The sequence below is a fragment of the Sphingomonas sp. GlSt437 genome, assembly GCF_048015635.2.
Classification (GTDB): Bacteria; Pseudomonadota; Alphaproteobacteria; order Sphingomonadales; family Sphingomonadaceae; genus Sphingomonas.
In genome coordinates, this window is record NZ_JBPGYA010000003.1 from 90159 (window position 1) to 114149 (window position 23991).

General features: G+C 66.2%; 32 protein-coding genes and 1 tRNA gene. 21 read left to right on the top strand and 12 right to left on the bottom strand.

Annotation, left to right across the window (positions count from 1 at the left end; all coding sequences use genetic code 11):
- The first annotated feature begins 23 nt into the window (after positions 1-23).
- On the top strand, positions 24-611 hold the full coding sequence (locus ACLB0R_RS14320) for a PadR family transcriptional regulator (protein ID WP_416644031.1): 588 nt from the start codon (positions 24-26) through the stop codon (positions 609-611).
- A gap of 166 nt (positions 612-777) precedes the next feature.
- On the opposite strand, the gene ACLB0R_RS14325 is transcribed toward ACLB0R_RS14320, so the two are convergent.
- Positions 778-1926 (bottom strand): glycosyltransferase family 4 protein, encoded by a 1149-nt coding sequence (locus ACLB0R_RS14325; protein ID WP_416644032.1) that lies wholly within the window; start codon positions 1924-1926, stop codon positions 778-780.
- Positions 1927-2001: 75 nt separating this feature from the next.
- On the opposite strand from ACLB0R_RS14325, the gene ACLB0R_RS14330 reads away from it, so the two are divergent.
- The 7 genes from ACLB0R_RS14330 (at position 2002) to ACLB0R_RS14360 (ending at position 7734) form a co-directional block, all read left to right on the top strand.
- Positions 2002-2703, top strand: a complete 702-nt coding sequence (locus tag ACLB0R_RS14330) for a glutathione S-transferase family protein (RefSeq protein ID WP_416644033.1) — start codon at positions 2002-2004, stop codon at positions 2701-2703.
- Between the two features lie 195 nt (positions 2704-2898).
- Entirely contained in the window at positions 2899-4272 is a 1374-nt protein-coding gene (gene radA, locus ACLB0R_RS14335) for a DNA repair protein RadA (protein ID WP_416644034.1), read from the top strand.
- A 32-nt stretch (positions 4273-4304) separates the two neighbouring features.
- The gene (locus ACLB0R_RS14340; RefSeq protein WP_416644035.1) at positions 4305-4865 is read left to right on the top strand and encodes a CvpA family protein; all 561 of its coding nucleotides are present in this window, start codon (positions 4305-4307) and stop codon (positions 4863-4865) included.
- 62 nt (positions 4866-4927) lie between these two features.
- Entirely contained in the window at positions 4928-5365 is a 438-nt protein-coding gene (locus ACLB0R_RS14345) for an iron-sulfur cluster assembly scaffold protein (RefSeq protein ID WP_416644036.1), read from the top strand.
- Positions 5362-7125 (top strand): cation:proton antiporter domain-containing protein, encoded by a 1764-nt coding sequence (locus tag ACLB0R_RS14350; protein ID WP_416644037.1) that lies wholly within the window; start codon positions 5362-5364, stop codon positions 7123-7125. Before ACLB0R_RS14345 ends, ACLB0R_RS14350 begins: the two co-directional genes overlap by 4 nt.
- Positions 7122-7454, top strand: a complete 333-nt coding sequence (locus tag ACLB0R_RS14355) for a DUF423 domain-containing protein (RefSeq protein WP_416644038.1) — start codon at positions 7122-7124, stop codon at positions 7452-7454. The genes ACLB0R_RS14350 and ACLB0R_RS14355 overlap by 4 nt, the downstream gene beginning before the upstream one ends.
- A gap of 64 nt (positions 7455-7518) precedes the next feature.
- Positions 7519-7734: a hypothetical protein gene (locus ACLB0R_RS14360; protein ID WP_416644039.1), complete on the top strand. Its 216-nt coding sequence runs from the start codon at positions 7519-7521 to the stop codon at positions 7732-7734.
- Positions 7735-7958: 224 nt separating this feature from the next.
- On the opposite strand, the gene ACLB0R_RS14365 is transcribed toward ACLB0R_RS14360, so the two are convergent.
- The 3 genes from ACLB0R_RS14365 to ACLB0R_RS14375 are packed head-to-tail and all read right to left on the bottom strand — an operon-like array spanning position 7959 to position 9735.
- Positions 7959-8102 carry a DUF2256 domain-containing protein gene (locus ACLB0R_RS14365; RefSeq protein WP_416644040.1) on the bottom strand — a complete coding sequence of 48 codons (144 nt, stop codon included), beginning with the start codon at positions 8100-8102 and terminating at the stop codon, positions 7959-7961.
- On the bottom strand, positions 8102-9199 hold the full coding sequence (gene aroB, locus ACLB0R_RS14370) for a 3-dehydroquinate synthase (protein ID WP_416644041.1): 1098 nt from the start codon (positions 9197-9199) through the stop codon (positions 8102-8104). Before aroB ends, ACLB0R_RS14365 begins: the two co-directional genes overlap by 1 nt.
- Positions 9196-9735 (bottom strand): shikimate kinase, encoded by a 540-nt coding sequence (locus ACLB0R_RS14375; protein WP_416644042.1) that lies wholly within the window; start codon positions 9733-9735, stop codon positions 9196-9198. Before ACLB0R_RS14375 ends, aroB begins: the two co-directional genes overlap by 4 nt.
- A gap of 94 nt (positions 9736-9829) precedes the next feature.
- Between ACLB0R_RS14375 and ACLB0R_RS14380 the strand changes: the two genes are divergently transcribed.
- The 4 genes from ACLB0R_RS14380 to ACLB0R_RS14395 are packed head-to-tail and all read left to right on the top strand — an operon-like array spanning position 9830 to position 13624.
- Positions 9830-9973 (top strand): hypothetical protein, encoded by a 144-nt coding sequence (locus ACLB0R_RS14380; protein WP_416644043.1) that lies wholly within the window; start codon positions 9830-9832, stop codon positions 9971-9973.
- On the top strand, positions 9954-11759 hold the full coding sequence (locus ACLB0R_RS14385) for a hypothetical protein (protein ID WP_416644044.1): 1806 nt from the start codon (positions 9954-9956) through the stop codon (positions 11757-11759). The genes ACLB0R_RS14380 and ACLB0R_RS14385 overlap by 20 nt, the downstream gene beginning before the upstream one ends.
- Positions 11756-12664, top strand: a complete 909-nt coding sequence (locus ACLB0R_RS14390) for a tyrosine recombinase (RefSeq protein WP_416644045.1) — start codon at positions 11756-11758, stop codon at positions 12662-12664. The genes ACLB0R_RS14385 and ACLB0R_RS14390 overlap by 4 nt, the downstream gene beginning before the upstream one ends.
- Positions 12665-12676: 12 nt before the next feature.
- The gene (locus ACLB0R_RS14395) at positions 12677-13624 is read left to right on the top strand and encodes an acetyl-CoA carboxylase carboxyltransferase subunit alpha (RefSeq protein ID WP_416644046.1); all 948 of its coding nucleotides are present in this window, start codon (positions 12677-12679) and stop codon (positions 13622-13624) included.
- Between the two features lie 13 nt (positions 13625-13637).
- Here the strand turns inward: ACLB0R_RS14395 and ACLB0R_RS14400 are convergent, their stop codons facing one another.
- The 3 genes from ACLB0R_RS14400 to ACLB0R_RS14410 form a co-directional block, all read right to left on the bottom strand.
- Complete coding sequence (locus ACLB0R_RS14400) at positions 13638-13808, bottom strand: Flp family type IVb pilin (protein WP_416644388.1); 171 nt, start codon at positions 13806-13808, stop codon at positions 13638-13640.
- 76 nt (positions 13809-13884) lie between these two features.
- Complete coding sequence (locus ACLB0R_RS14405; protein ID WP_416644047.1) at positions 13885-14052, bottom strand: Flp family type IVb pilin; 168 nt, start codon at positions 14050-14052, stop codon at positions 13885-13887.
- A 118-nt stretch (positions 14053-14170) separates the two neighbouring features.
- Entirely contained in the window at positions 14171-14347 is a 177-nt protein-coding gene (locus ACLB0R_RS14410; protein WP_416644048.1) for a Flp family type IVb pilin, read from the bottom strand.
- A gap of 55 nt (positions 14348-14402) precedes the next feature.
- Here ACLB0R_RS14410 and ACLB0R_RS14415 point away from each other — a divergent pair, with 55 nt between their 5' ends.
- Complete coding sequence (locus tag ACLB0R_RS14415) at positions 14403-14831, top strand: (deoxy)nucleoside triphosphate pyrophosphohydrolase (protein WP_416644049.1); 429 nt, start codon at positions 14403-14405, stop codon at positions 14829-14831.
- Here the strand turns inward: ACLB0R_RS14415 and ACLB0R_RS14420 are convergent.
- On the bottom strand, positions 14828-15661 hold the full coding sequence (locus tag ACLB0R_RS14420; RefSeq protein WP_416644050.1) for a class I SAM-dependent methyltransferase: 834 nt from the start codon (positions 15659-15661) through the stop codon (positions 14828-14830). The two genes, ACLB0R_RS14415 and ACLB0R_RS14420, sit on opposite strands and share 4 nt — an antisense overlap.
- Here ACLB0R_RS14420 and ACLB0R_RS14425 point away from each other — a divergent pair.
- The 5 genes from ACLB0R_RS14425 to ACLB0R_RS14445 all read left to right on the top strand — a co-directional run bounded on the left by ACLB0R_RS14425 (position 15645) and on the right by ACLB0R_RS14445 (position 18130).
- Positions 15645-16439: a ComF family protein gene (locus tag ACLB0R_RS14425; RefSeq protein ID WP_416644051.1), complete on the top strand. Its 795-nt coding sequence runs from the start codon at positions 15645-15647 to the stop codon at positions 16437-16439. The two genes, ACLB0R_RS14420 and ACLB0R_RS14425, sit on opposite strands and share 17 nt — an antisense overlap.
- Positions 16440-16482: 43 nt before the next feature.
- Positions 16483-16740, top strand: coding sequence for a glutaredoxin 3 (gene grxC / locus ACLB0R_RS14430; RefSeq protein WP_416644052.1), 258 nt, complete (start codon positions 16483-16485; stop codon positions 16738-16740).
- Positions 16737-17561 carry a carbon-nitrogen hydrolase family protein gene (locus tag ACLB0R_RS14435; protein ID WP_416644053.1) on the top strand — a complete coding sequence of 275 codons (825 nt, stop codon included), beginning with the start codon at positions 16737-16739 and terminating at the stop codon, positions 17559-17561. The genes grxC and ACLB0R_RS14435 overlap by 4 nt, the downstream gene beginning before the upstream one ends.
- Positions 17558-18019 (top strand): DUF1178 family protein, encoded by a 462-nt coding sequence (locus ACLB0R_RS14440; protein ID WP_416644054.1) that lies wholly within the window; start codon positions 17558-17560, stop codon positions 18017-18019. The genes ACLB0R_RS14435 and ACLB0R_RS14440 overlap by 4 nt, the downstream gene beginning before the upstream one ends.
- A 34-nt stretch (positions 18020-18053) precedes the next feature.
- Positions 18054-18130: transfer RNA gene (locus ACLB0R_RS14445), tRNA-Arg, on the top strand.
- 137 nt (positions 18131-18267) lie between these two features.
- Here ACLB0R_RS14445 and ACLB0R_RS14450 read toward each other — a convergent pair.
- Together ACLB0R_RS14450 and ACLB0R_RS14455 are read right to left on the bottom strand one after the other, a co-directional pair.
- The gene (locus ACLB0R_RS14450; protein ID WP_416644055.1) at positions 18268-18531 is read right to left on the bottom strand and encodes an SWIB/MDM2 domain-containing protein; all 264 of its coding nucleotides are present in this window, start codon (positions 18529-18531) and stop codon (positions 18268-18270) included.
- A 218-nt stretch (positions 18532-18749) separates the two neighbouring features.
- Positions 18750-21335: a TonB-dependent receptor gene (locus tag ACLB0R_RS14455; protein ID WP_416644056.1), complete on the bottom strand. Its 2586-nt coding sequence runs from the start codon at positions 21333-21335 to the stop codon at positions 18750-18752.
- Positions 21336-21563: 228 nt separating this feature from the next.
- Between ACLB0R_RS14455 and folE the strand changes: the two genes are divergently transcribed.
- From folE to ACLB0R_RS14470, 3 genes are read left to right on the top strand one after another with little or no spacing between them, the layout of a single operon-like run.
- Positions 21564-22199 (top strand): GTP cyclohydrolase I FolE, encoded by a 636-nt coding sequence (folE, locus tag ACLB0R_RS14460; RefSeq protein ID WP_416644057.1) that lies wholly within the window; start codon positions 21564-21566, stop codon positions 22197-22199.
- A 26-nt stretch (positions 22200-22225) separates the two neighbouring features.
- Entirely contained in the window at positions 22226-23011 is a 786-nt protein-coding gene (locus tag ACLB0R_RS14465; protein WP_416644058.1) for an SDR family oxidoreductase, read from the top strand.
- Positions 23004-23396, top strand: a complete 393-nt coding sequence (locus ACLB0R_RS14470; RefSeq protein ID WP_416644059.1) for a dihydroneopterin aldolase — start codon at positions 23004-23006, stop codon at positions 23394-23396. Before ACLB0R_RS14465 ends, ACLB0R_RS14470 begins: the two co-directional genes overlap by 8 nt.
- A gap of 9 nt (positions 23397-23405) precedes the next feature.
- Here ACLB0R_RS14470 and ACLB0R_RS14475 read toward each other — a convergent pair whose 3' ends face one another.
- Positions 23406-23789: a type II toxin-antitoxin system VapC family toxin gene (locus ACLB0R_RS14475; RefSeq protein ID WP_416644060.1), complete on the bottom strand. Its 384-nt coding sequence runs from the start codon at positions 23787-23789 to the stop codon at positions 23406-23408.
- Positions 23786-23983, bottom strand: a complete 198-nt coding sequence (locus tag ACLB0R_RS14480) for a type II toxin-antitoxin system VapB family antitoxin (RefSeq protein ID WP_416644061.1) — start codon at positions 23981-23983, stop codon at positions 23786-23788. Before ACLB0R_RS14480 ends, ACLB0R_RS14475 begins: the two co-directional genes overlap by 4 nt.
- Positions 23984-23991 lie beyond the last annotated feature (8 nt).

Sequence of the window (23991 nt, forward strand, 5' to 3'; positions counted from 1 at the left end):
TCATGAAACACGGAGAACACATCATGTTTTACACGTATCGCAGCCATGGCTGCGGTCCCAAGGGCATGCACGGCGGCTCGCGTCGCTGGGGCCCGTTTGAAGTTCGTTGGGAAGCGGGCCAGCCCGGCCCTGGCGGGCGTGGCGGTCGCCGCCGCATGTTCGATGGCAGCGAGCTGCGGCTCATCCTGCTCAAGCTGATCGCCGACACGCCGCGCCACGGCTATGACCTGATCCGCGAGATCGAGAGCCTGACCGGCGGTGCCTATGCGCCGAGCCCCGGCGTCGTTTACCCGACGCTGACCCTGCTCGACGATATGGGCCTGATCGAGGACAGCAAGTCGGAGGGCGCCAAGAAGCAGTTCGCCGCGACCGAAGCCGGCCGCCAGCATCTTGCCGAGCGTGCCGAGGAAGTCGAGGCGCTGTTTGCGCGGCTGACCGAGCTGGGTGCGGCGCGCAAGCGTACCGATGCCACGTCAGTGCGGCGCGCGATGCACAATCTGCGCACGGTCTTGTGGAACAAGTTTTCGCAAGGCGAACTTGCCGACGATCAGCTCCACAACATCGTCGCGCTGATCGACGAAGCCGCGCAGAAGATCGAGCGGTTGGGTTAACTCCCGGCTGTCTCCACGAACTCGTCATGCCCGCGCAGGCGGGAATCCATTCGGGCTTACGTCAATGGGATTTACCACGTCCGGTGCCAATGGATCCCCGCCTTCGCGGGGATGACGTTGGAGATGGGATGATGGGTCGGGTCGTCCCCATGAATGGGGAGGATTTCTACCCGGCTCGGCTCGCCATCAGCGCGAGATATTCGTCGAGCACGGCGGCGTTGACCTTGTCCCACACATAGGGCTGGGCGGCCACATGGCCCGCCCGGCCCGCTGCCGTGCGCAGCGCCGGATCCTCGATCAACCGCTGAATGGCGTCGGCATAAGCGGTCACATCTGTCGGCGGCACCAGAAAGCCGGTCACGCCGTCATCGACCAGATCGACTGATCCCGTCGCGCGGGCAGCGACGACCGGCACGCCAGCGGCCATCGCTTCGGTGGTCACGTTGCCGAACGTCTCGGTTGTGCTCGGCATGAAGAACACGTCCATGCTCGCGACCGCGCGGCCAAGGTCGTTGCCCGACAGGAAGCCGGTGAACACGGCATCGGGCACGCGCTCGGCGAACCAGCTGCGCGCCGGCCCTTCGCCCACGACCAGTACCTTGTGCGGCACGCCACGTGCCTTCAGCGCCGCCACGACGTCGGCAAAAATCCCCAGGCCCTTTTCCAGCACGAGCCGGCCGAGAAAGCTGACCGCTACCTCGTCGTCGCCGATGCCGAGCGACCGCCGCCATTCGAGATCGCGGCGCGACGGATTGAAGCGATCATGGTCGATGCCGCGCGACCAGATGCCGATCGGCGTCGTCACCCCCCATTGGCGCAGCAGATCGCCCATGCTCGGGCTCGGCACCAGCACCTTGTCGACGCTGTTGTAAAAGCGCGTCGAGATGCGGATCGCCGGCTTTTCCAGGAAACCCAGGCCGTAAAACGCCGGATAGGTCTCGAACCGCGTATGCAGCGACGCGATCGTCGGAATGCCGTGCCTTTTCGCCCATTTGATCGCGCGGTGGCCGAGAATATCGGGCGCCGAGAGATGAACGATATCGGGCCGATACGCCTCGACATCCTCGCGCGGCCGGCGCGGCAAGCCGAGCCCAAGGCGGTAATCCGGGCGAAACGGCACGGCGATCGCCGGCACATCGACCAGATCGCCCACCGGCGGAAACGCCGGCTTGGCCGTGGTCGGCGAATAGACGCGCATCGTCACGCCCGCGCCCAGCAAATGCCCGACCAACAGATTGAGGGCCTGGTTCGCGCCGTCGCGGACGTAATTATAATTGCCGCTGAACAGGGCGACGCGCAGTTGGGAAGGCTCCATCGCTGCCGCCCATAGCGGGTGGCAAGCGCAATGCCTATCTCCCGCGTGTTACCCTATCTCGCAAGGAGCCCCGCCATGGCCGATCTTTCCGCGTTCCCGATTACCCAGCGCTGGCCTGCGGCGCATCCGGATCGATTGCAGCTCTATTCGGTGCCGACGCCCAATGGCGTGAAGGTGTCGATCTTGCTCGAAGAGATCGGGCTTCCGTACGAACCGCATTTCGTCAACATCATGGCCAACGAGACGCAGGATCCGGCATTCCTGTCGCTCAATCCGAACGGCAAAATCCCCACGATCATCGACCCTGATGGCCCCGGCGGCCAGCCGATCGGCTTGTTCGAATCGGGCGCGATCCTGCTCTATCTGGCCGACAAGACCGGCAAATTGATTCCGTCCGATCCCGCCGGCCGGTATCAGGCGATCCAATGGGTGATGTTCCAGATGGGCGGTGTCGGCCCGATGTTCGGCCAGCTCGGCTTCTTCACCAAATTCGCCGGCGGCCAGTGGGAAGACAAGCGCCCGCGCGACCGTTATCTTGCCGAAACAAAACGGCTGCTCGGCGTGATGGACAAGGCGCTGGCGGGCAAGGACTGGTTCCTCGGCGATTATTCGATCGCCGACATCTCGATGCTCGGCTGGGTCAACGCCCTCGTCAATTTCTATGGCAATGGCGAATTGGTCGGGTTTGATGACTTCGCCAATGTGAAGGCGTGGCTGGCACGCGGGCTGGCGCGGCCGGCAGTGCAAAAGGGCCTGAACTCGCCGCCGCGGCGTTAGGCTCTCGCCTCCCGTAACGGATCGTCATCCCCGCGGAGGCGGGGATCCATTATCGCTAAACGTCTTAAAGCTATTCAACGCCAGCCAGAATGGATTCCCGCCTGCGCGGGAATGACGAGCATATCAAACAGGACAGCTTTTGCGAAAACACGGAAATCTGTTCCCCTATCGTTCCTACTCTGCTAGCTCCCTGCCATGGCGAAACCCCAGAAGCGTTATGTCTGCCAGGCATGCGGCTCCGTCAGCCACCGCTGGGCGGGGCAGTGCGCCGATTGTGGCGACTGGAACACGCTGATCGAGGAAGCCGGCGGGGTCGTAACGCCCTTTGCCGCCAAGCATAATCTGCAAGGCGGCGGTCGCGCGATCGCGCTGGTCGCGCTCGACGAGGATGTCGCGCTGCCGGCGCGGCTCGCATCGGGCGTGGCGGAGCTCGACCGCGCGCTGGGCGGCGGGTTCGTCGAAGGATCGGCGACGCTGATCGGCGGTGATCCCGGCATCGGCAAGTCGACCCTGCTTTTGCAAGCGGCAGCGCGGATGGCGCTCGCCGGGCACGCCGTCGCTTATGTGTCGGGCGAGGAAGCTGCCGATCAGGTGCGGCTGCGCGCGCAACGGCTGGGGCTTGGCACCGCGCCGGTGCAGCTCGCGGCGGCGACATCGGTGCGCGATATTCTGACCACGCTCGGCCAAGGCGCCGCGCCGCGCCTGCTCGTGATCGATTCGATCCAGACGATGCATTCGGACCTGATCGAAGGCGCGCCAGGCACGGTGAGCCAGGTGCGCGCCTCCGCCCAGGAGCTGATCCGCTTCGCCAAGGAGCGCGGCACCGCGCTGGTGCTGGTCGGCCATGTGACCAAGGATGGCAGCATCGCCGGCCCGCGCGTACTCGAGCATATGGTCGACACCGTGCTGAGCTTCGAAGGCGAGCGCAGCCACCAATATCGCATCCTGCGCGCGATCAAGAATCGCTTCGGCGGCACCGACGAGATCGGCGTGTTCGCGATGGAAGCGGGTGGATTGGCCGAGGTTGCCAACCCCTCCGCGCTGTTCCTGACTCAGCGTGATGAGGGCGTGACCGGGACGGTCGTGTTCCCCGCGCTCGAAGGGACGCGGCCGGTACTCGTCGAAATCCAGGCGCTGGTGGTGCGGCTGGCGAGCGGGGCAACGCCGCGTCGTGCCGTGGTCGGCTGGGACTCGGGGCGGCTGGCGATGATCCTGGCGGTGCTGGAGGCGCGCTGCGGGCTCAGCTTTTCGGCATGCGAGGTCTATCTCAACGTCGCGGGCGGCTATCGCGTCGCCGATCCGGCGGCGGACCTGGCGGTGGCAGCCGCGTTAGTGTCAGCGCTGAGCGAGCGGCCGGTGCCGGCGGATGCGGTGGCGTTTGGCGAAGTCGCGCTGTCGGGCGAAGTGCGGCCCGTCGCGCACGCCGCGCTGCGCCTGAAGGAAGCCGCCAAGCTGGGATTCGAACGTGCTTTGGTCCCCGCCAGTGCCGGCGCCGAGCCGGGTGCGATGCGGCTGACGGGCTTCCGCACGCTGGGCACGCTCGTTGACCATTTGCTCGGGCGGGGCTAGCCGTTTCGCCTCGCTACCCGGGGTATTCGCTGATGGGCCTGACCGCGCTTGATATCGTTGTGCTGCTGCTCGTCGGTGGCGGCGCGGTGATGGGGCTGATGCGCGGCTTTGTGACTGAAGTGCTGTCGCTCGTCGTCTGGATTTTCATCGTCTTCGCGCTGAAGCTGCTGCACGCACCGGTCACGCATATGCTGACCGGCATGGTCGGCACGGTCGCCGGCTCGGCGGTGCTGGCCTTTGCGATCATCGCGGGCGGGACGTATTTCGGCGGGCGGGCGGTTGCCCGGGCAGTGGGGGATCGCACCCGCACCTCGGTGCTCGGCCCGGTCGACCGCGCGCTCGGCTTCGGTTTCGGCGGGCTGAAGGGGCTGATCTTCGCTAGCCTGCTCTTCCTGCTGATCGTGCTGGTGACCGACACCGTGACCGGCGGCCCCAATCGCCGGCCCGACTGGATCGTCAAATCGCGGACCTACCCGGTCCTCAACGCCACCAGCGCGAGCATCGCCGATATCGTCGAGCGGCGGCGGCGGGGCGATCCGGTGTTCGGCCATGCCGACAACGGCGCCGAGCCTGCCAACAGCGCCGATCGATAGGCGCGACTACCCCCGACAGGCCCCCTCGCGCTTTGCCGGGATCGTGCCTAGATAGGCGCACGATGACCGCGCCGCTCTATAACACGGAAATCCTGCGCCTTGCCGCCGCCACGCCGACGCACCGGCTCGATGCGCCGATGGCGACGGTCGAAAAGCGCTCGCCGGTTTGCGGTAGCCGCGTGACGGTGGATGTGGTGCTGGATAGCGAGGGGCGCGTCGCCGATATCGGCATGCTGGTGCGGGCGTGCGCACTGGGCCAGGCATCGTCGACTCTGTTCGCGCAGCACGCCGTCGGCCGCTCGCCCGATGAACTCGCCACTGCCCGCGACGCGCTGACCGCGTGGCTGGCGGGCGACGGCGCCGAGCCCGATTGGCCTGGCATCGCCATCTTCACCCCCGCCATCCCGCACAGCGCCCGCCACGCCTCGATCCGTCTCGCCTTCGAGGCCGGCGCCGAAGCCGCCGCCATCGCGCTCGACCACCGCAAGGCCGCCGCGTGAACGGCGCGACGTTGCGCGATGCCGTGCTGCTGCTCGGCTTCGCGCTTGCCTTTGTGCTGGTGTTCCGCAAGCTCGGGCTCGGCGCGACCCTCGGCTATCTGATCGCCGGCATCGTCGTCGGGCCGCATGTGCTGGGAATGGTCGGCGATGCCGAGCAGAAAATGGGCATTGCCGAGCTTGGCATCACGCTGCTGCTGTTCCTCGTCGGGCTGGAGCTGAGCCCGACGCGGCTCTGGGCGATGCGGCGCGACATTCTGGGCGTCGGCACGCTGCAAGTGGTCGCGTGCGGCGTCGTGCTCGCCGCGCTGATGCTGCCGACGGGCTTTTCCTGGGCGGCCGCGCTTGCGCTGGCGATGCCGCTCGCGCTGTCCTCCACCGCGCAGGTGCTGCCGATGCTGCAATCGGCCGGCCGCCTGCGCACCCCGTTCGGCGAACGCGCCTTCGCCATCCTGCTCTTCCAGGATCTGTCGATCGTGCCGATGATCACGATCGTCGCCGCGCTCAGCCGCGCGCCCGCGCCTCCTGACGCGCCGCCGGGTTGGCTGCTCGGCATCTACACCATCCTCGCCGTCGTCGGGCTCTTCCTCGCCGGGCGTTTCCTCGTGCGGCCGCTGTTCCAGCTGATCGGCAATCTCGGCGAGCGCGAGATGTTCGTATTCGCCGGCCTGTTCACGGTGATCGCCTCGGCGGCGATCATGCACAGCCTGGGGCTGTCCACCGCGCTCGGCGCGTTCGTGGCCGGCGTTACCCTTGCTGACAGCCCCTATCGCCACGAGCTCGAGGCCGATGTCGATCCGTTCCGCTCGATCCTGCTCGGGCTGTTCTTTCTCGCGGTCGGCATGAAGCTCGATCTGAACGCCGTCGCCGAGCGGCCGTTGTTCGTGCTCGGCATGGCGGTGATGCTGATCGTCGCCAAGACGGCGGTGATCGGCGGCATCGGCTTGCTGCTCAAGATGCGCTGGCGCGGCGCCCTCGCGCTCGGCTTGCTGCTCAGCCAGGGCGGCGAGTTCGGCTTCGTCATCTTCACCCAGGCCGAGCAGGCGCTGCTGATCGATCCCAAGGTCGCCAGCCTGTTCGGCGCGGTCGTCACGCTGTCGATGGCGACGACGCCGTTCCTGATGCGCTTTACCCGCCGCTTCCGCGCCGAGCCCGAGCCCAGCGCCGAGGGGCTGGCGACGCCGCATGCCGATGGCGCCAGCGCGATCGTCGTCGGCTATGGCCGCTTCGGCCAGACGGTGGCGCAGATGCTGATCGGCCAGGGGATGACGGTCACGCTGATCGACCTTGATGTCGAAATGATCCAGGTCGCCGGCACTTTCGGCGCCAAGGTCTATTATGGTGACGGCACGCGTATCGACTTGCTGCGCCAGGCCGGCGCTTCGGACGCGCAATTGCTGCTGTTCTGCCAGGATGGCGACACGCTCGATACCGAGATGCTGACCGCGATCCACGAAATGTTCCCGCAAGCGACGATTTTCGCGCGTGCCTTTGATCGGCGCCATATCGTCAAAATGCGCGGCGCGCCGGTCGAGGGCGTGGTGCGCGAGGTGTTTGAAAGCGCGATCGTAATGGCGCGGCGCGCGATGGCGTCGGTTGGCGTCGACGAGACCGAAATCGCCAAGAGCGAAGCGCAGTATCGCAAGAACGACCTCGAGCGGCTGCACCTGCAAAAGCAGGCCGGCGATATTTATGCCGGCCGTGAAATTCTTGAGCGGCTCTATGCGGGCCAGGCCGACGATATCGAGCAGGAGGCGGGATGAATTTGCTGGTGTTGCTCGCGGTGCTGTCGGGCGCGCTCGCCGTCGGCGCGGGCGCGTTCGGCGCGCATGGCGCGAGCGGTGAGGCGGCGGAATGGCTGAAGACCGGCGGGCATTATCAGCTGGTCCATGCCGTTGCGGCGCTGGTTGCGGTCCAGATGCGCAGCCTAGGCGCGGGGTGGTGCTTCGTGCTCGGCGGCGCGATTTTCGCCGGCACACTGTACCTGATGGCGCTCGGCCTGCCACGCTGGCTGGGAGCGGTGACGCCGATCGGTGGTGTGCTGCTGATTGTCGGGTGGCTGTGGCTAGCGTGGCGGGCGGTGCAAGCTTGAGTATCTGATTCCCGTGATCTACCAAGGTGGTCCTCAGGTTTCTTAGACCATCGGGAGCGGAGCCATGACCGATAATCGTCGCAAGGCCGCCCTGCTCGGGGCATTCGCAGCGATGATCCCCGGCATTGCCCTGGGGCTTGGCCGGGTCGGCGCGGATGGCGGTACCGGATTGTTCGGTCTGCCGCGCCACTTCTGGAGCGGGTTCGGTATTGGCTTGTCGCTGGTGCTTATCGCCGGCGCGCTTGTCGCGATGCGCAAGTCGACGGGTCGTTGGCCTTGATCCTGCTCAGGCGCAGCTAGCGACCGTTGCGCTGCGCAAGGCGTCAGCAACGCCGCGCTGTTCCTGACTTACCTCACTCAACAGGGGCTGCTTCCCCGGCGAAGGCCGGGGCCCAGCTGCAATAAGCCTGGTTGAGCCGTGCGGGACGCTGTTCGATGACCTCGGCAGCTGGGCCCCGGCCTTCGCCGGGGAAGTGGGTTCGTCAGAGGGTGGCGTGTCTAACCTTACCGCCCCGCGCCCCGGCACTTGTCCGAGCAATAAACGACATTCTCCCAATCCCGCGCCCATTTCTTGCGCCAGGTGAAGGGGCGCTGGCAGACCGGGCAGGTCTTGCTCGGCAGATCGCGCTTGTGGACGCCGTTGGGCATCAGCGCGGTTGCTCGTCGAGGAAAGCGGCGACATCGGCCAAGTCGACCGATTTGTTGAGGAACGTCTGGCCGATGCCGCGGACGAGCAGGAAGGGCAGGGTGCCGGCGTTCATCTTCTTGTCGTGGCGCATATGCTCGACCAGCGCGGCGCCCGATGCGGTGATGCCGGCCGCTTTCAGCCCATCGGGCAGCCCAACCGCGCGGAGATGCGCGGCGACGCGCGCGGCATCATCGGCTGAGCACAATCCCGCCCGCGCCGAATAGCCGAACGCCAGCGCCATCCCCGCCGCCACCGCCTCGCCGTGGAGCAAGGCGTCGGAAAACCCCGTTTCCGCCTCCAGCGCATGGCCAAAGGTGTGACCCAGATTGAGCAGCGCCCGCACCCCCGCCGTCTCGCGCTCGTCCGCCGCGACGATCCGCGCCTTGGCGGCCACCGAATGGCCGATCGCCTTCACCAGCGCCTGCGCGTCGCCGGCCAGTACCGCGCCGCCATGGGCCTCGCACCAGGCGAAGAAATCGGCGTCGTCGATCAGCCCGTATTTGATCACCTCGGCATAGCCCGCGCGGCGCTCGCGCATCGGCAGTGTGTCGAGCGTGGCGGGGTCGATCAGCACGAGGTTCGGCTGGTAAAAGGCGCCGATCAAATTCTTGCCGGCGCGCACGTTGATCGCAGTCTTGCCGCCGACCGAGCTGTCGACCTGCGCGAGCAATGTCGTCGGCACCTGGACGAAGCCGCAGCCGCGTTTCAGGATCGAGGCAGCAAAACCGACCAGATCGCCGATCACCCCGCCGCCGAGCGCCACGATATGGTCGCCGCGCTCGACGCCAAGGTCGAGCAGCCGGTCGCACAGCAGCTCCAGCGTCGTCCAGCTCTTGCTGGCCTCGCCCGGCGACAGCACGATCGCTTCGCTGGCGATGCCGGCGCCCTCCAGCGCGGCCCGCAGCGTCGCGAGATGCGTGCTCACATTGCTGTCGGTGGCAATCACTACCGGACGGCCCCGCGCGAACCGCGCGAGATGCTCGCCCGCGCGCGCGAGCAAGCCATGCTCGACCCTGATCGGATAGCTGCGCTCGCCGAGCGCTACGTCGATGATCATCGCGGCAGGGCTTTCAAGATGGCGTTGACGGTCGCGTCATGCGGCGCGCGGTGGCTGCCGACATGGATCGGCGCTTGCGCGTAGATCGGGTTGCGGATGCGGGCAAGCTCGTCAAGCACTTCGCGCGCGTCGCGATCCTTGAGCAGCGGTCGCGTGTCGCGGCGCTTCACGCGCTCGGCGAGAATATCGTTGGAGGCATTGAGCCACACCGCGATCGCCTGATCGAGGATCAGCGCGCGCGTCTCGTCATTGATGAACGCGCCGCCGCCGGTTGCGATCACTTTGGGCGAGCCGTCGATCAGCCGGGCAATGACGCGGCGCTCACCATCGCGAAAATGCGCTTCGCCGAACCGCGCGAAGATTTCCGAAATCGCCATGCCGGCGGCGATTTCGATCTCGGTATCGGCGTCGACAAAGGGCAGCCCCAGCTTGGCCGCGAGCCTTCTCCCCACCGTCGATTTGCCGACCCCCATCAGCCCGACGAGCACGATCGGCTTGCCGTGCCAGCGGGCGCGCGGGCTGTGTTTCTGAAACATGACGGCGGGGGCTATACATGGGGGATGCGCCTCGGGCAAAAGGCACGCGCGCCGCGACCGATTCAGGCGGGGCGCTGGCCAAATCTAGGCGGGAATGACGATGTCGCGTGGCTTGCTGGTGTTGGGGACGGTGGTGGTGCTGATCCTGGGCGGATTGATCGCGCTGGGCTTGCGCGGCGGTGAGCGGCCGCTGGTCCATATCGAAAAGGCCGTGTCGCTTGCCGATCTCAAGAAATAAGGTCGCGCTCGCCGCGTCGGCGGCGGTCCTGCTTGGGGTCGCGCTGCCGGCGCTGGGCCAGCAACACGCGCCCGAATCGATTCTGCCGCCGGGCTTCAACGAGCCGCAACCGACGCCGACACCAAGCGCCAGCCCGACATCCAGCGCGCCCGCGCCGACCAATTTGCTGCCCGGCCCCGCGCTGCCCAGCGGGGAGGAGCTTGGCAACAGCACGGCGGCGGCCATCGCGCCTGATGGCGATGTTACGCCCACGCTTGACGCCGCCGGGCTGGCGCGCGCGGAAATGCCCGATTTCGCCAAGCGCACGACCGCGCATATCGGCCTGATCGGCCCGCGCGACGGCGGCCAGCCGCTGAACGCGTTCGGCCACACCAGCGGCCGCTATCTCGATCGGCTGATGGAGCGGCTCGATGCGCCCATTGCCTCGCGCTGGCTGTCGATCGGGCTGCGCCGTACCTTGGCGTCAGACCTGACCACGCCCGCCGACCTGGACGGCGCCGATTTCGCGGCGGAACGCGCCTGGCTGCTCGTCCGCATGGGCGAGCCGATCGTCGCGCGCGCGATCACCCAGCATGTCGATACCGCCAATTTCACGCCCAAGCTTTACGAAGCGACGCTGCAGGCAGGGCTGGCGGCGGGCGATCCGGCGGCCCTGTGTCCGGTCGCGGATGCGGCGCGCGACATCGCGCCCGATCGTGCCTGGGTGCTCGCGCAGGCCTTTTGCGCGGGGCTCGCCGGCCATCCCGATGATGCCGGCCAGAAGCTCGATGCGGCGCGCCGCCGCGGCACCGCCACCGGCATCGATCTGCTGCTCGCCCAGAAGATCATGGGCACCGGCGCGCAAGGCCGCCAGGCGGTGACGATCGAGTGGGATGGGGTCAAGCAACTCACTGCCTGGCGCTATGGGCTCGCCATTGCGGGCGGCGTGCTGATCCCCGATCCGCTGTTCGCCACGGTCAATCCGCGCGTACGGCTGTGGCAAGCGCAAGCGCCGATGCTCGATGCGGCGACGCGTGAGCCCTTCGCCGAACTCGCCGCAGCGCAAGGCGTGTTGTCGAGCGCGGCGCTGGTCGATCTGTTCGGCGAAGTCGATGAAAGCGAGGACCAGAGCAGCGCGGCTGCCGGCATCGCGCGTGATGTGCGCAGCGCTTATGCCGATCCCGATCCCGCCACGCGCCTCACGGCGATGCGCCGGCTGTGGGACGAGCCGCATGATGCGGCCAGCCGCTATGCTCGCCTCGTGCTCACCGCGCGCGCCGCCACCACGATCGTGCCCGGCAGCGCCTCGGCCGATCAGGACCGGCTGATCGCAGCGATGCTGAGCAGCGGCTATGTGCCGCAGGCGCTGCGCTGGCGCACTTCCGTAACGCTCGGCAGCGATGGCTGGGCGCTGCTGACGCTCGCCGATCCCGATGGCGCCGGCCTGGGTCGGTCGGACATCGCCGCGTATCAAAGCCGCGGCACCGACCCCACGGGTCGCAAGAGCGCGATGTTGTTCGCGGCGCTCGCCGGGCTCGGCCGCCTTGATAGCGGCGCGGTTGCCGGCCTTGCGCCTTCGCTGCAAGTCGATACCGGCCTCGCCAATAGCTGGACGCGCGCGCTTGGCCGTGCCGCGCAGCGTCGCGAGCCTGGCACGGTGGTGCTGCTGTGCGGCATCGGCATGCAGACGCGCGATTGGCACGGCGTTTCGCCCACCGCTTTCTACCATATGATCGCCGCGCTCCACCGCACCGGCCAGGATGGGCTCGCACGACTGATGGCGGTCGAGGCGCTGACCCGGCTTTGAGCGCGCCGGCGCAAGACGCGGCGCTGATCGAGCGGTTCCTCGAAATGATGGCGGCGCAGGCAGGCGCGGCGGCGAACACTGTGGCTGCCTATCGCTCCGATCTCGCGCTCGCTTCGGCAGCGCTCGGTGGCGGGCTGGCGAGTGCTGACGCCGATGCCATCGCCCGCCTCGCCGAAAGCTGGACACCGCTGTCCGCATCCACCGTGGCGCGCAAGGCGGCGGCGTTGCGCCGCTTTTACCAGTTTCTGGTCGAAGAAGGCTTGTGCGCCGCCGATCCCAGCGCTGCCTTGCCGCGCCCCGGCACCCGCCGCCGCTTGCCCAAGACACTGAGCCACGCCGATATCGACCGACTGTTCGCCGCACTTGCCGATCGCGCCGCGCGCATGCCGCCCGATCCGCTCGATGCGCGGCTGTCGGCCTTGGTCGAGCTGCTCTACGGCTCGGGCTTGCGCGCATCGGAATTGGTCTCGCTGCCGCGCAACGCGATTCACCCCGACCGCCCGTTCCTCATCCTGCGTGGCAAGGGCGGGCGCGAGCGGCTGGTGCCGATCTCCGATCGGGCGCGCGCGGCGGTAGCCAAATGGCGCGAACAGGTGCCGCGTGACTCGCTCTGGCTGTTCCCCGGCGGCAAGCGGCATTTGTCGCGCATCCGGCTGTATCAATTACTGAAAGCGCTCTCCGCCGATGCCGGCATCCCGCCCGACCGCGTCAGCCCCCACGTCCTGCGCCATGCGTTCGCGACGCACCTGCTGGCGGGCGGCGCTGATCTGCGCGCGTTGCAGACGATGCTGGGTCACGCCGACATCGCCACCACCGAAATCTACACCCATGTCGATGCCAGCCGGCTGGTCGAACTGGTCAACCAGCGTCACCCGCTCGTTGACGTGAAGCGCAAGCGGGCTTAACCGCGCGCCTCTATGGCCAGTTTCCTCGATTTCGAAAAACCGATCGCCGAGCTTCAGGCGCGCATCGATGAATTGCGCGAGACGATGGTGGACGGCGCGATCGACATCCAGGCCGAAGTGGGCCGGCTGCAGGCCAAGTCCGACAAACTGCTCCGCGACACTTATGCCCGTTTGACGCCGTGGCAGAAGACGCAAGTCGCCCGCCATCCCGATCGCCCGCACTTCAAACATTATGTCGCGGCGCTGTTCGATGATTTCATGCCGCTCGCCGGTGATCGCGCTTTTGCCGATGACCAGGCGATTTTGGGCGGGCTCGCCCGGTTCCGCGGGCGGCGCGTGCTGGTGATCGGCCATGAAAAGGGCGACGATACGTCCAGCCGCCTCCGCCACAATTTCGGCATGGGCAAGCCCGAGGGCTATCGCAAGGCGATCCGGCTGATGGAATTGGCCGATCGCTTCGGGCTGCCGGTAGTGACGTTGGTCGATACCTCGGGCGCTTTCCCCGGCGTGCAGGCGGAAGAGCGCGGCCAGGCCGAAGCCATTGCGCGGTCGACCGAGACGTGCTTGTCGCTTGGCGTGCCGCTGGTCGCCGCGGTGGTCGGCGAGGGTGGATCGGGCGGCGCGGTGGCGCTGGCGACCGGCAATCGCGTGCTGATGTTCGAACACGCCGTCTATTCGGTGATTTCGCCTGAGGGTTGCGCCTCGATCCTGTGGCGCACCGCAGAGCGCGCGGCGGACGCTGCCGAGGCGATGAAAGTGACCGCGCAGGACCTGAAGGCGCTCGGTGTGATCGATACGATCGTCAGCGAGCCCGTCGGCGGCGCGCATCGCGATCCTGCCGCGGCGATCCGTGCGCTCGGCGACGCGCTCGATCGCGCGCTGGTCGATCTGGCAGGATTGCCCGCCGACCAGCTCCGCAAGGATCGCGCCCAGAAATTCCTGACGATGGGTCGGCTCTAAGCGCCAAGCCCGCTCAGCTGGCCTTCATGTTGCTCTGAACGTTGGAAAATGTTGTTCGCAGCTTGTTGCCCAATGTCGACATCGAACTGATGGCTGCCACCGCAATCAGCGAGGCGATCAGGCCGTATTCGATCGCGGTCGCGCCCCGCCGCTCGCGGAGCAGCTTGAGCAGACAATATATCATCACATAATTCCCCCAATAAACAGGGGCGGCAAATTGCTTCGCCGCCCCCGCCTATTCAACCGATCAACAAAGGGTCTTACGACGCCTTCATGTTGCTCGTGACGTTCGAGAAGGTCGTCTTGAGCTGGTTGCCCAGGCTCGACATCGCGGTGATCGCGGCAACGGCGATCAGAGCGGCGATCAGGCCGTATTCGATCGCGGTGGCGCCCTTGTTGTTCTTGATGAACTTGCGAATGGTCTTCATGTCCGGTCTCCGATAAATTCGTCTTCAGTCACCCGGCTGAACCGGCGATACCGGACCAGCGAGGAGAGGATTACGCGGCGGAGGTTGAGAAAGGTTTAAATTTGGCGGGCCGTTTTGATCAATTTCCGGCGGTCTGCACCTTGGTGCTGACGTTGTTCCACAACGTGATCGTGGTGTTCGCAAGATTAACCAAAGACGCGACCATGGCGATGACGATCAACGAGACAATCAGGCCATATTCAACAGCCGTTGCACCACGCTTATTGGCAATCAGGTTTCGCAACGGACGCCGCATTACCACCCTATCTCATTGCCCACCTGATCAAATCTAGACCGACTGAGGTTAATCAATGGCAAATGCCGAGCCGCCGATCGCTGAAAAGCCGATGGTTTTTGTCGTCGCGGCGGCGTTGGTGGATCGCGATGGCCGTGTCCTCGTCCAGCGCCGTCCGCCGGGCAAGGCCATGGCGGGGCTGTGGGAATTTCCCGGCGGCAAGGTCGAACAAGGCGAAACGCCCGAGGCCGCGCTGATTCGGGAACTGCACGAGGAACTGGGCATCACCGTGCCTGCCGCGTGCCTGGCGCCGGCGACCTTTGCCAGCGCGACGCTGGGCGATCGGAATCTGCTCTTGCTGCTGTATATCGCGCGCAAATGGCAGGGGACGCCGCAAGCGCTCGATGCCGATGCGCTGAAATGGGTGCGGCCGGTCGAGATGTACGGGCTCGACATGCCGCCCGCCGATGTGCCGTTGATCGGCCTGCTCGAAGCGCTGATCTAGCGGCCGGGCTTCAACGCATCGGCGAGCGACGCCGTCGCGCTGCCGCGCCGCGCCGGCTTGGGCTGCGAAGGCGAGGGCGCCCAGCCGGTCAAATAGACGATATCGAATCGCTCGGTGGTCTTGCCGTCGGCATCCGCGGCGTCGGCGAACAGCTCGGTCGCGCGGGCGAGCGTCTCGCGGCGCAGCGGCACGCGGCCGGGCATGACGTTGCTCGCGCCCATGTCGCGCAGATCGGCAAGCAGCGCGAACAAGCTCGAATAGCGCACGGTGATCGTCTCGACCGCCGCGACCGGCAGCCCAAAGCCGGCGCGGACGAGCAAGTCGCCGGCCGCGCGGACGTCGACCATCGGGTGGACGCGCGCCGCGGCGCGGGGGGCCTCGGCTTCGATCAATACGCGGCGCAGCGTTGATAAGGACGAGCCGCCAACGAACGCGGCCAGAAACAAGCCATCGGGTCGCAGCACCCGCCGGATCTGTGCCAGCGCCCCGGGCAGATCGCCGACGCTGTCGAGCACGCCTGCCGAGACGACGAGATCGAAGCTGCCGGGCGCGAACGGCAAGCGGTCCTCATCGACGGCCAATCCGCCGACCATCGCGGCAAAGCGCGCGCCGGCATCGGTGCGGACAATGTGGGGCGCGGGCAACGCCATCGGCACGTCGAAGCATCCCACTTCCAGCGCATCGGCAAAGTCGCGCGTAACCACCGCGAGCCGCTCGAGCACGCCGTCCACCATCGCGGTGCGCAGGTAATCGGCGCGCGCAAATCGCGGCGCGGCGCGGTCGCGGCGCAAGCGCCGGGCGTGGCGATCGAAGATGTCGGGGCTGTCCACGCGCGCGCTTGTGCCGTGCGACGCGGGGAGCGACAAGGGGCCGGTGATCGCCGCGCTCAAACCCTTGACCCGGATCGTCGATCTCGCGCTGCCGCCGCGCTGCCCGGGCTGCGGCGCGGTGACGGGGGAAGCGCATCGCTTCTGCGCGGCTTGCTTCCAGTCGCTGCGCTTTCTCGGCCCGCCCTGGTGCGCGGGCTGCGGCGTGCCGTTCAGCCATGATCGCGGTGCCAATGCCCGTTGCGCCGATTGCCAGCGCTCTGCCCCGCGCCACGCCGGCGTGCGCGCGGCGGTTGCCTATGGCGATATCGCCCGCCGGGTCGCGCTGCGCCTCAAATACAGCCGCCGGCTGGCGCTTGCCGAAACGATGGCGCGGCATATGGCGCGATTGGTGCCGGCAGATGCCGATCTGCTCGTCCCCGTGCCGCTCCACCGCTGGCGGCTGTGGAGCCGGGGGTTCAACCAGGCGCTGCTCATCGCCGAGATGGTGTCGCGCCAAAGCGGCGTCGCAGTGGAGCGCGATGCCCTGCTCCGCACCCGCGCGACGCCGGCGTTGAAAGGGCTGGGCCGCCGCCAGCGCGCCAAGGCAGTGAAAGGCGTGTTCAAGGCTCGCCCGGGCGCCGGCGCGGTGCTCAAGGGCAAGTCGGTCGTACTTGTAGATGATGTCCACACCACCGGCGCCACGGGGGACGCCTGCACCGCCGCGCTGCTCCGCGCGGGCGCCGCCAAAGTCACCATCCTGTGCTGGGCGCGGGTGCTTGACGAGAGCAAGGCAATGTGACCGATCATTGACAATTGCCCCTGCGCGCCACACCTGTCGGCGCATGGCACGGGTCGAAATCTACACCAAGGCGTTCTGTCCCTATTGCACGCGCGCGATGCGCTTGCTGTCTTCGAAGGGTGTCACGCCCGAAGAATATGACATCACCTTGGGCGGCCCCAAGCGCGTCGAGATGCTCGATCGCGCACCCGGAGCGACTACGGTGCCGCAAATCTTCATCGATGGCGCGCATATCGGCGGATCGGACGATCTCGCCATGCTCGATGCCGAGGGCAAGCTCGACCAGCTGCTCGCCGCATGAAAATCGCGATCCTGCAGATGACGAGCGGGATCGATCCCGCCGCCAATGCGGACCGGCTGGCGCGCGGGGTGGAAGAAGCCGCGGCAGGCGGCGCGGCGATGCTGTTCACGCCGGAAATGTCGGGCCTGGTCGATCGCGATCGCGCGCGCGCGGCAGCATCGGTGCGCGCCGAGAGCGACGACGTGTCGCTGGCGGCGGCGCGTCAGGCAGCCGCAGCGGCCGGCATCTGGGTGCATCTCGGCTCGCTGGCGCTCAAGCGCGACGATGGCCGCTTCGCCAATCGCGGCTTTGTCATCGACGACAAGGGCGAAATCCGCGCGCGCTATGACAAGCTGCACCTGTTCGACGTCGATCTGCCGACCGGCGAAAGCTGGCGCGAAAGCGCGGTCTATGCGCCGGGGGAAGGGGCGGTCGCGGTCGATACGCCGGTCGGGCGGCTCGGGCTGTCGGTCTGCTATGATCTGCGCTTCGCCGGGCTTTACGCCGCGCTGAGCAACGCGGGTGCCACCGTGCTGGCGGTGCCCGCCGCGTTCACGCGACCCACCGGCGCGGCGCATTGGCATACGTTGCTGCGCGCGCGCGCGATCGAGGCCGGGGCGTTCGTCATCGCCGCGGCGCAGACCGGCGAGCATGAGGATGGCCGCGCGACCTATGGCCATTCGCTCGTCATCGATCCCTGGGGCGAGGTTCTCCTCGACATGGGCGAGGCACCCGGCATCGGGTTCGCCGATATCGACCCCGCGCGTGTCGTCGATGTCCGCGCCCGCATCCCGGTCATCTCGCATCGCCGGCCGATCCCGCCAGTCGAGGTAGTGGCATGATCGTCTTCGATCTCCGCTGCGGCGATGGGCATGTCTTCGAAGCGTGGTTCCGCTCCTCGGCCGATTATGGCGAGCAACGCGACCGCGCCCTCATTGCCTGCCCGATCTGCGGCGGCACCGAGGTCGACAAGGCAGTGATGGCCCCGCGCGTCGGCGCCAAGGGTAATCAGCTACCGGCATCGCCACCCACTGCGCACAACGGATCGGGCGCGCCGGGCCCGACCATCCCGCGCGAAGTCCTCGCCCAGATCGCCGCCGTGCAAGCCAAGCTGCTCGAAAAATCGCAATGGGTCGGCGGTGCTTTTGCCGATACGGCGCGGGCGATCCATGTCGGTGATGAGCCCGAACGCCCGATCCACGGCGAAGCGACGCTCAGCGAAGCGCAGGCGTTGGTCGGGGAAGGCATCGGCGTCGCGCCGCTGCTTGTGCCCGTGGTGCCGCCCGAAGCCCTGCATTGACCGTCGCGCGGGCGCGGGATAGTCGAACGCCCGTGCCCTCGTAGCTCAGCAGGATAGAGCGACGGTTTCCTAAACCGCAGGTCGGAGGTTCGAATCCTCTCGAGGGCACCATCTGCTTGCTCGGATCGCGCCAGCTTCTCTGCCCAATCTACCAGACACAGTTCGGCCCGGCGAGCGCTGCGTTGCTTGGATGAGCAACGCGTGCCGGCCGGGCCGTCTATGCATCCGCGCGAACGCGGCGCGTGGGCTTACGCCTTCAGATGCGCAGCAATGTGCTTGTTCATTTCGAACATCGTCACCGACTTCTTGCCGAAGACCTTTTCGAGCTTGGCATCGGCCAGGATTTCGCGCTTGTTGGCGGGGTTCTGCAGGTTGTGCTGCTTGATGTAATCCCACACCTTGCTGATGACTTCGCTACGCGGCAGCTTGTCATTGCCGACGATCGCGCCCAGCTCCGCCGACGGTTGCACCGGTGCGAAGATGCCGCCGGTCTTGGTTGCTGCCTTGGCCATATATCCTCCACTGATTATCGGCATGCCGCCGATGGAACAAATTACCACGCCCCCCTTGGGCGATTCCCCTCTATTGCGCCGCCTTCACAGACTTGTCACGCCTAACAGTCGATCCGGGCGATGAAAATTCGGTGGAATTGCGGGGGTAGCCGTCCAAGCAAAAACCCCTCCCGGATCGAGCCGGAAGGGGCTTTTGAATTGGCCAGTGCGACCGCGACTTAGAATTTGAAGCGGATCGAGCCACCATAGGTCGCCGGCGGTGCCGGATAAGCCGACAGCGTGCCCGACTGCGCGACACCCGGGAAGATGACCGGGTTGTACTGCGGGTGAGTGATGTTGCGGCCCCATACGGTGAATTCGAACCGCTTGGTGAGATCGAACGCGATCGACGCGTTGAGCGATTCAATTTCGGCCTTGTAGGGCAGGCCCTGCGCAATCACGTAGGGGCTGTTGTAATCGTAATCGACGTGGAAAACGAACGCGTTGTTGTTGGCAAGCGGCACCGTGTAGGTCGAGCCGACCGAAATCGACCAGGTCGAAATGCCCGACGGGCGTGCCCCTGACAGATCAACCGGGACGACATTGTTGGTCGCCGGATTGAACGCCGAACCACCCGTGTAGGAGTCGTATCTCGGGTCGAGATACGTCAACGCGGCGGTGAAGTTCAGGTTCTTGCTCGGCGACAAGCTGCCGTCGAGTTCGAAGCCGCGGGTCGATTCCTGCTGCGCGTTGCTGAGCACGAAGCCGGTGCCGATGAACACATTGCCCTGGAAGCCGTTCAGGATCTGCTTGAAGACCGCGAGGTTGAAGGCAAAGCCCTGCCAAGAACCCTTGACGCCGACTTCATAGACGGTCGCCTTTTCCGGGCCCGCATAGCGCGTGCCGGTCGTCAGATTGGCAACCGCGAGGCCGGCGGTGCGGATCGCGGACGGCGCCGGCGCCGGCACCTGTGCGGGCGAACCCGGAATGAAGTCGGTCGCGAACGGACGGCTGTCGAACGACAGGTTGAACGACGATGCCTTGAAGCCGGTCGCGTAAGTGAAATAGCCGTTGATGTGGCGATCGAACTTGTACGAAATCCGCGCCGTGTACGACACGTTGGTGTCGTGCGTGTGGCCCGATTCAACCGCGTTCGGATAGTTCAGGAACGGCGGCAGGAACTGCAGCGGCTGGAGGCCGAGGAACGGGTTGCAGGTCCCGACCGGCGCGCCGGCCGTGCAAGCCCGGGTGCGCGGGTAAATCGTTCCGCTCGGCAGCGGGATGGCACCGGGGATACCGGCATTGGCGCCGACCTGAACCAGATCGATGGTCGAGAACACATCGGTGGTGAAATCGTTGGTCGCCACCTGCTTGCTGTCGTCGGTGAAGTTGAGGCCACCGGTGATCTTCAGGCCGCGAACCGGCTCGAGATCGGCTTGGGCGAAGAACGAGAAGGCGTCGTTGGCATAGTTATAATGCTCGAACCGGCCTTGGCCCTGGCTGCCGAAAGCAGTGGTCGGCGTCGCCGCCGGCAAGCCGGCAAGTGCGCGGATCAACGCTTCGTTGCCGCTATAGGCGCCGCCGCTCAACAGATTGGCATAGGTCTTGAAGTCCTTGCCGAACGTCAGCTGCGCATCGGTCGTGATCTTCTCGTTGAAGTAGAAGCCGCCGAGCAGAAAGTTGAAGATACCGTCAAAGTTCGACGCAAGCCGCAATTCCTGAGTGAAGGTGCGGATTTTGCTCTTGTTGATGTTCGACCCGATATTGTCAGCACTCGTGAAGTCCGAGTCCTGGTTGGTCAGGCTGTCGACACCACGATAGGCGGTGATGCTGGTCAGCGCCAGATTGTTGTGGAACTTATAATCGACCTGGCCCGAAATGCCCCAGTTGTCGATCTTGTTGGTCGACGGGAAGTTGGCATAGCTGTTGTACGAGTTGGGCTGGTTGGGGACCAGCGCGCCGCCCACGCCGAAGATGGCGGGGGTGGTCGGCCCGGCAAAAAGCGTCGCGACGGTGCAGCAGATTTCGTCGATCCGGTCGTAATCGCCGATGATCCGGACACTCAGGTCCGAGCTCGGTTGATAAAGCAGCTGCGCGCGGCCGCCATAGCGGTTGCGGTTGTTACCCTTGATGCCGAGGTTGACATAAGTGGCGTAGCCGTCGCGGCGGTTGTAATTGCCCGCCAGGCTGAAGGCGAGCGTGTCGGTAATCGGGCCAGTGACGCTGCCCTTGATGACGAAGGCGTTATAGTTGCCGTAGCTCGCTTCCAGATTGCCGCCGAAGCGGAACTGGGGCTTTTCCGTCACGATGCTGATGATACCGGCCGACGCGTTCTTGCCGAACAGGGTCGACTGCGGGCCACGCAGCACTTCGACGCGCTGGATGTTGGGCAAGTCGGCGATCTGCGCGGCCGAGCGCGACCGGTACACGCCGTCGATGAACACACCGACCGACGGTTCGATGCCGATATTGTTCGCGCCGTTGCCGAAGCCGCGGATGATGAAGTTGGTGTTGGCCGAGCTTTGCAGCTGGCCGACCTTGAGCGAGGGGACGACGGTCTGCAGATCGATCAGGTCGCGGATCTGCGCGCGCTCCACCGTCGCTGCCGACGTGACGGCCACCGAGATCGGCGTGTCCTGCAGCGTCTGTTCGCGCTTGGTCGCGGTGACGATGATGTCGCCCTGCTCGGCGCCCGACCCGTTCGCCTGAGGATCGGCTGCCCCACCCTGATCGGCCGGTGCCGGCGTCGTGTCGGTCTTCGCATAAGCGGGCGAGGCGGCAAGAAGCGCAATGGCCGATGCCGCGAGCAAATCAAATTTCTTCATGTCTAACCCCTCCTGAACCAGCGTCCGGTATGCCGGATCCATGCTGAATGACGAAACTATTGCGCTTGACGATAGCGCTCCCCAGATTCGCGCGTCAATGGTCGAGCCTTAGTGAAAATAGCGGTATTGTGCGCTTGTGGCGCAAATGAGACACTCATTGTGACAGATTTCGGTACGAAACGCCGGTTGCCGTAGCGTCCGTCTCGAAGAAAACGAAGGAAAGTTTCAATGGCGGATGTTGATCCGGTGTCGCGGCCCGAGCCTGCGCCGCTGCCCAAATTGCCGGATGGCAAGCTGCCGGTGCCCGAAGAGGTGGCCGAGGCGGTGCGCACTTTGATTCGCTGGGCGGGGGACGATCCCAGCCGCGAAGGCCTGCTCGACACCCCCCAGCGCGTCGCTCGCGCGTGGAAGGAATATTGCCAGGGCTATGACGATGATCCCGCCCAGCACCTCGCTCGCGTGTTCGAGGAAGTCGGGGGCTATGACGAGATCGTGCTCTTGAAGGACATCCCGTTCCAGTCGCATTGCGAGCACCATATGGCGCCGATCATCGGCAAGGCGCACATCGCGTACCTGCCATCCAACTGGGTCGTCGGCATTTCCAAGCTCGCCCGCGTCCTCAACGCTTATGCGCGGCGGCTGCAGGTGCAGGAGCGGCTGACCGCGGAAGTCGCGAACTGCATCTGGGACAATCTGAAGCCCCAGGGCGTCGCCGTGGTGATCGAGGCGAGCCACGCCTGCATGACCGCGCGGGGCGTCCGTACGCCCGGCGTCTCGATGCGCACCAGCCGGATGATGGGCGTGTTCCGCGATGACGAGCGCAGCCGCAAGGAAGTGCTGTCGCTGATGGGGCTGGAAGGCTGAGCACCGCGACGGGGGCCGCGACATCCATGCCGATGACTATCCTCGTGACCGGCGCCGCGCGGCGGATCGGCGCCGCGATCGGCGCGCGGCTGGCGCAGGGCGGCCACCATGTGTTGCTCCATTATCATCACTCGCGCGATGAGGCGGAGGCGACGGCGGCGGCGTGGCGCGCGGCGGGCGGCAAGGTCGATCTCGTCGCGGGTGATCTGGCGACGGAAGCGGAAACCGGCGCCATCTTCGCGGCAGCGCGCGAGGCGGCGGGCGGCGTGGTCGATGGCCTCGTCAATTGCGCGTCGCTGTTCGATTTCGATCGCCCGCCGGGGGAGAGCCCCGCGCTGCTCGACCAGATGATTCACACCAATCTCGCCGGCCCGATTGCGCTGGCGACCGCGCTGGCACGTCAGGACGGGCTGGCGGATGGCGCGGTCGTCAACATTCTCGATCAGAAGCTCGCCAATCCGAACCCCGATTTCTTCAGCTACACGCTCAGCAAATCGGCGCTGGAAAGCGCGACGGTGATGCTCGCCCAGGCGCTCGCGCCGCGCGTGCGGGTGAATGCGGTCTCGCCGGGCCTCACCATGACCAGCCACGACCAGACCGAAGCCGAATTCGCGGCGGTGGCGCACGACAATCTGCTCCGGCGCCCGGTCGCGGTCGAGGATATCGCCGCCAGCGTCGAGTGGCTGCTCACCTGCCCGAGCATCACTGGCCAGAATGTCTTCGTCGATTGCGGCCAGCGTTTCATCACCCGCGACAGCGACGTGATGTTCGCCACACGCCAAAATGCCCTGGGGAGCCGCGCCGATGGCTGATTTCGGCTCGGTCTTCACGCCCTCCGCCTCGCTCGCGACCTATGTCGTCCGGCTCGACGCGCTCGAAGTGCAAGCGAGCCTGGGCATCCACCCGCCCGAGCGCGCCGGCCCGCAGCGCGTGCTGATCAACGTCGATCTCCACTGCAATTACGGCGCGCATCCGCCTGAGGACCGCATCGATGCGGTGGTCGATTATGATTTCCTGCGCGCCGAAATCCTGAAGCTGGTTGCCAGCCGCCACTTCGAGCTGCAGGAAACCCTCTGCGACGCGATCGCGGCGCTGGCGCTGGTCGATACGCGCGTGGCGGGCGTCCGCGTGGCGACGATGAAGCCGGATATCTACCCCGACGCGCGGATCGGGTGCGAGGTGGTGCGAAGAAGGTAGGCGCGCAGCTCAGCCACCTGATATATGGTCGATGGTTGCATCCACCCCCAATCGGATCGCTACTTCCCGCAATCGCTTGTCCCTCGTCCAAAGACGAGCGCCGATGGTGAGCAATGTCGCGGCCAGCAAATGGGCATCGATATAGCCAATGCCCAGGCCAAACAGCGCGCGCCGTTCGATGAGCAGTTGAACCTCTTCATCGCCCGCCACCAGTGCTTGGGGTAAATCCCGCAAATTGCCCAGCACGGCATCGCGTTGACCGATGCTGCCCAGCGCCAGCTCGCCGACCACGAATGCGTGACCAAGCACCTGTTGCTCCATCAACAGGCTCGATAAGACCGGATCGCCGATGCGAAAGTGATCAATCCAAACCGACGTATCGACCAATATCATGCCGCATCGGGCCGCCGACGCGGCGCGGCGACGAGCGTGGGCTCCGAACCGCCGAGGCGCGCCAAACGATAAGCGCTTTCGCGTTCGATCAGGGCCTTCAAGGCCTCTTTGATCAAAGACGATTTTTCGGTCAGGCCACTAAGAGCCTGCGCCTTGGCGACGAGGTCGTCGTCCAGGGCAACCGTGGTTCGCATGTCACCTC

Coding starts and splice junctions, on each gene's coding strand:
- ACLB0R_RS14320 (WP_416644031.1), top strand. CDS start 24: ATGTTTTACACGTATCGCAGCCATGGCTGCGGTCCCAAGGGCATGCAC.
- ACLB0R_RS14325 (WP_416644032.1), bottom strand. CDS start 1,926: ATGGAGCCTTCCCAACTGCGCGTCGCCCTGTTCAGCGGCAATTATAAT.
- ACLB0R_RS14330 (WP_416644033.1), top strand. CDS start 2,002: ATGGCCGATCTTTCCGCGTTCCCGATTACCCAGCGCTGGCCTGCGGCG.
- radA (WP_416644034.1), top strand. CDS start 2,899: ATGGCGAAACCCCAGAAGCGTTATGTCTGCCAGGCATGCGGCTCCGTC.
- ACLB0R_RS14340 (WP_416644035.1), top strand. CDS start 4,305: ATGGGCCTGACCGCGCTTGATATCGTTGTGCTGCTGCTCGTCGGTGGC.
- ACLB0R_RS14345 (WP_416644036.1), top strand. CDS start 4,928: ATGACCGCGCCGCTCTATAACACGGAAATCCTGCGCCTTGCCGCCGCC.
- ACLB0R_RS14355 (WP_416644038.1), top strand. CDS start 7,122: ATGAATTTGCTGGTGTTGCTCGCGGTGCTGTCGGGCGCGCTCGCCGTC.
- ACLB0R_RS14360 (WP_416644039.1), top strand. CDS start 7,519: ATGACCGATAATCGTCGCAAGGCCGCCCTGCTCGGGGCATTCGCAGCG.
- ACLB0R_RS14365 (WP_416644040.1), bottom strand. CDS start 8,102: ATGCCCAACGGCGTCCACAAGCGCGATCTGCCGAGCAAGACCTGCCCG.
- aroB (WP_416644041.1), bottom strand. CDS start 9,199: ATGATCATCGACGTAGCGCTCGGCGAGCGCAGCTATCCGATCAGGGTC.
- ACLB0R_RS14375 (WP_416644042.1), bottom strand. CDS start 9,735: ATGTTTCAGAAACACAGCCCGCGCGCCCGCTGGCACGGCAAGCCGATC.
- ACLB0R_RS14380 (WP_416644043.1), top strand. CDS start 9,830: ATGACGATGTCGCGTGGCTTGCTGGTGTTGGGGACGGTGGTGGTGCTG.
- ACLB0R_RS14395 (WP_416644046.1), top strand. CDS start 12,677: ATGGCCAGTTTCCTCGATTTCGAAAAACCGATCGCCGAGCTTCAGGCG.
- ACLB0R_RS14400 (WP_416644388.1), bottom strand. CDS start 13,808: ATGATATATTGTCTGCTCAAGCTGCTCCGCGAGCGGCGGGGCGCGACC.
- ACLB0R_RS14405 (WP_416644047.1), bottom strand. CDS start 14,052: ATGAAGACCATTCGCAAGTTCATCAAGAACAACAAGGGCGCCACCGCG.
- ACLB0R_RS14410 (WP_416644048.1), bottom strand. CDS start 14,347: ATGCGGCGTCCGTTGCGAAACCTGATTGCCAATAAGCGTGGTGCAACG.
- ACLB0R_RS14415 (WP_416644049.1), top strand. CDS start 14,403: ATGGCAAATGCCGAGCCGCCGATCGCTGAAAAGCCGATGGTTTTTGTC.
- ACLB0R_RS14425 (WP_416644051.1), top strand. CDS start 15,645: ATGTCGGGGCTGTCCACGCGCGCGCTTGTGCCGTGCGACGCGGGGAGC.
- grxC (WP_416644052.1), top strand. CDS start 16,483: ATGGCACGGGTCGAAATCTACACCAAGGCGTTCTGTCCCTATTGCACG.
- ACLB0R_RS14435 (WP_416644053.1), top strand. CDS start 16,737: ATGAAAATCGCGATCCTGCAGATGACGAGCGGGATCGATCCCGCCGCC.
- ACLB0R_RS14440 (WP_416644054.1), top strand. CDS start 17,558: ATGATCGTCTTCGATCTCCGCTGCGGCGATGGGCATGTCTTCGAAGCG.
- ACLB0R_RS14450 (WP_416644055.1), bottom strand. CDS start 18,531: ATGGCCAAGGCAGCAACCAAGACCGGCGGCATCTTCGCACCGGTGCAA.
- ACLB0R_RS14455 (WP_416644056.1), bottom strand. CDS start 21,335: ATGAAGAAATTTGATTTGCTCGCGGCATCGGCCATTGCGCTTCTTGCC.
- folE (WP_416644057.1), top strand. CDS start 21,564: ATGGCGGATGTTGATCCGGTGTCGCGGCCCGAGCCTGCGCCGCTGCCC.
- ACLB0R_RS14465 (WP_416644058.1), top strand. CDS start 22,226: ATGCCGATGACTATCCTCGTGACCGGCGCCGCGCGGCGGATCGGCGCC.
- ACLB0R_RS14470 (WP_416644059.1), top strand. CDS start 23,004: ATGGCTGATTTCGGCTCGGTCTTCACGCCCTCCGCCTCGCTCGCGACC.
- ACLB0R_RS14475 (WP_416644060.1), bottom strand. CDS start 23,789: ATGATATTGGTCGATACGTCGGTTTGGATTGATCACTTTCGCATCGGC.
- ACLB0R_RS14480 (WP_416644061.1), bottom strand. CDS start 23,983: ATGCGAACCACGGTTGCCCTGGACGACGACCTCGTCGCCAAGGCGCAG.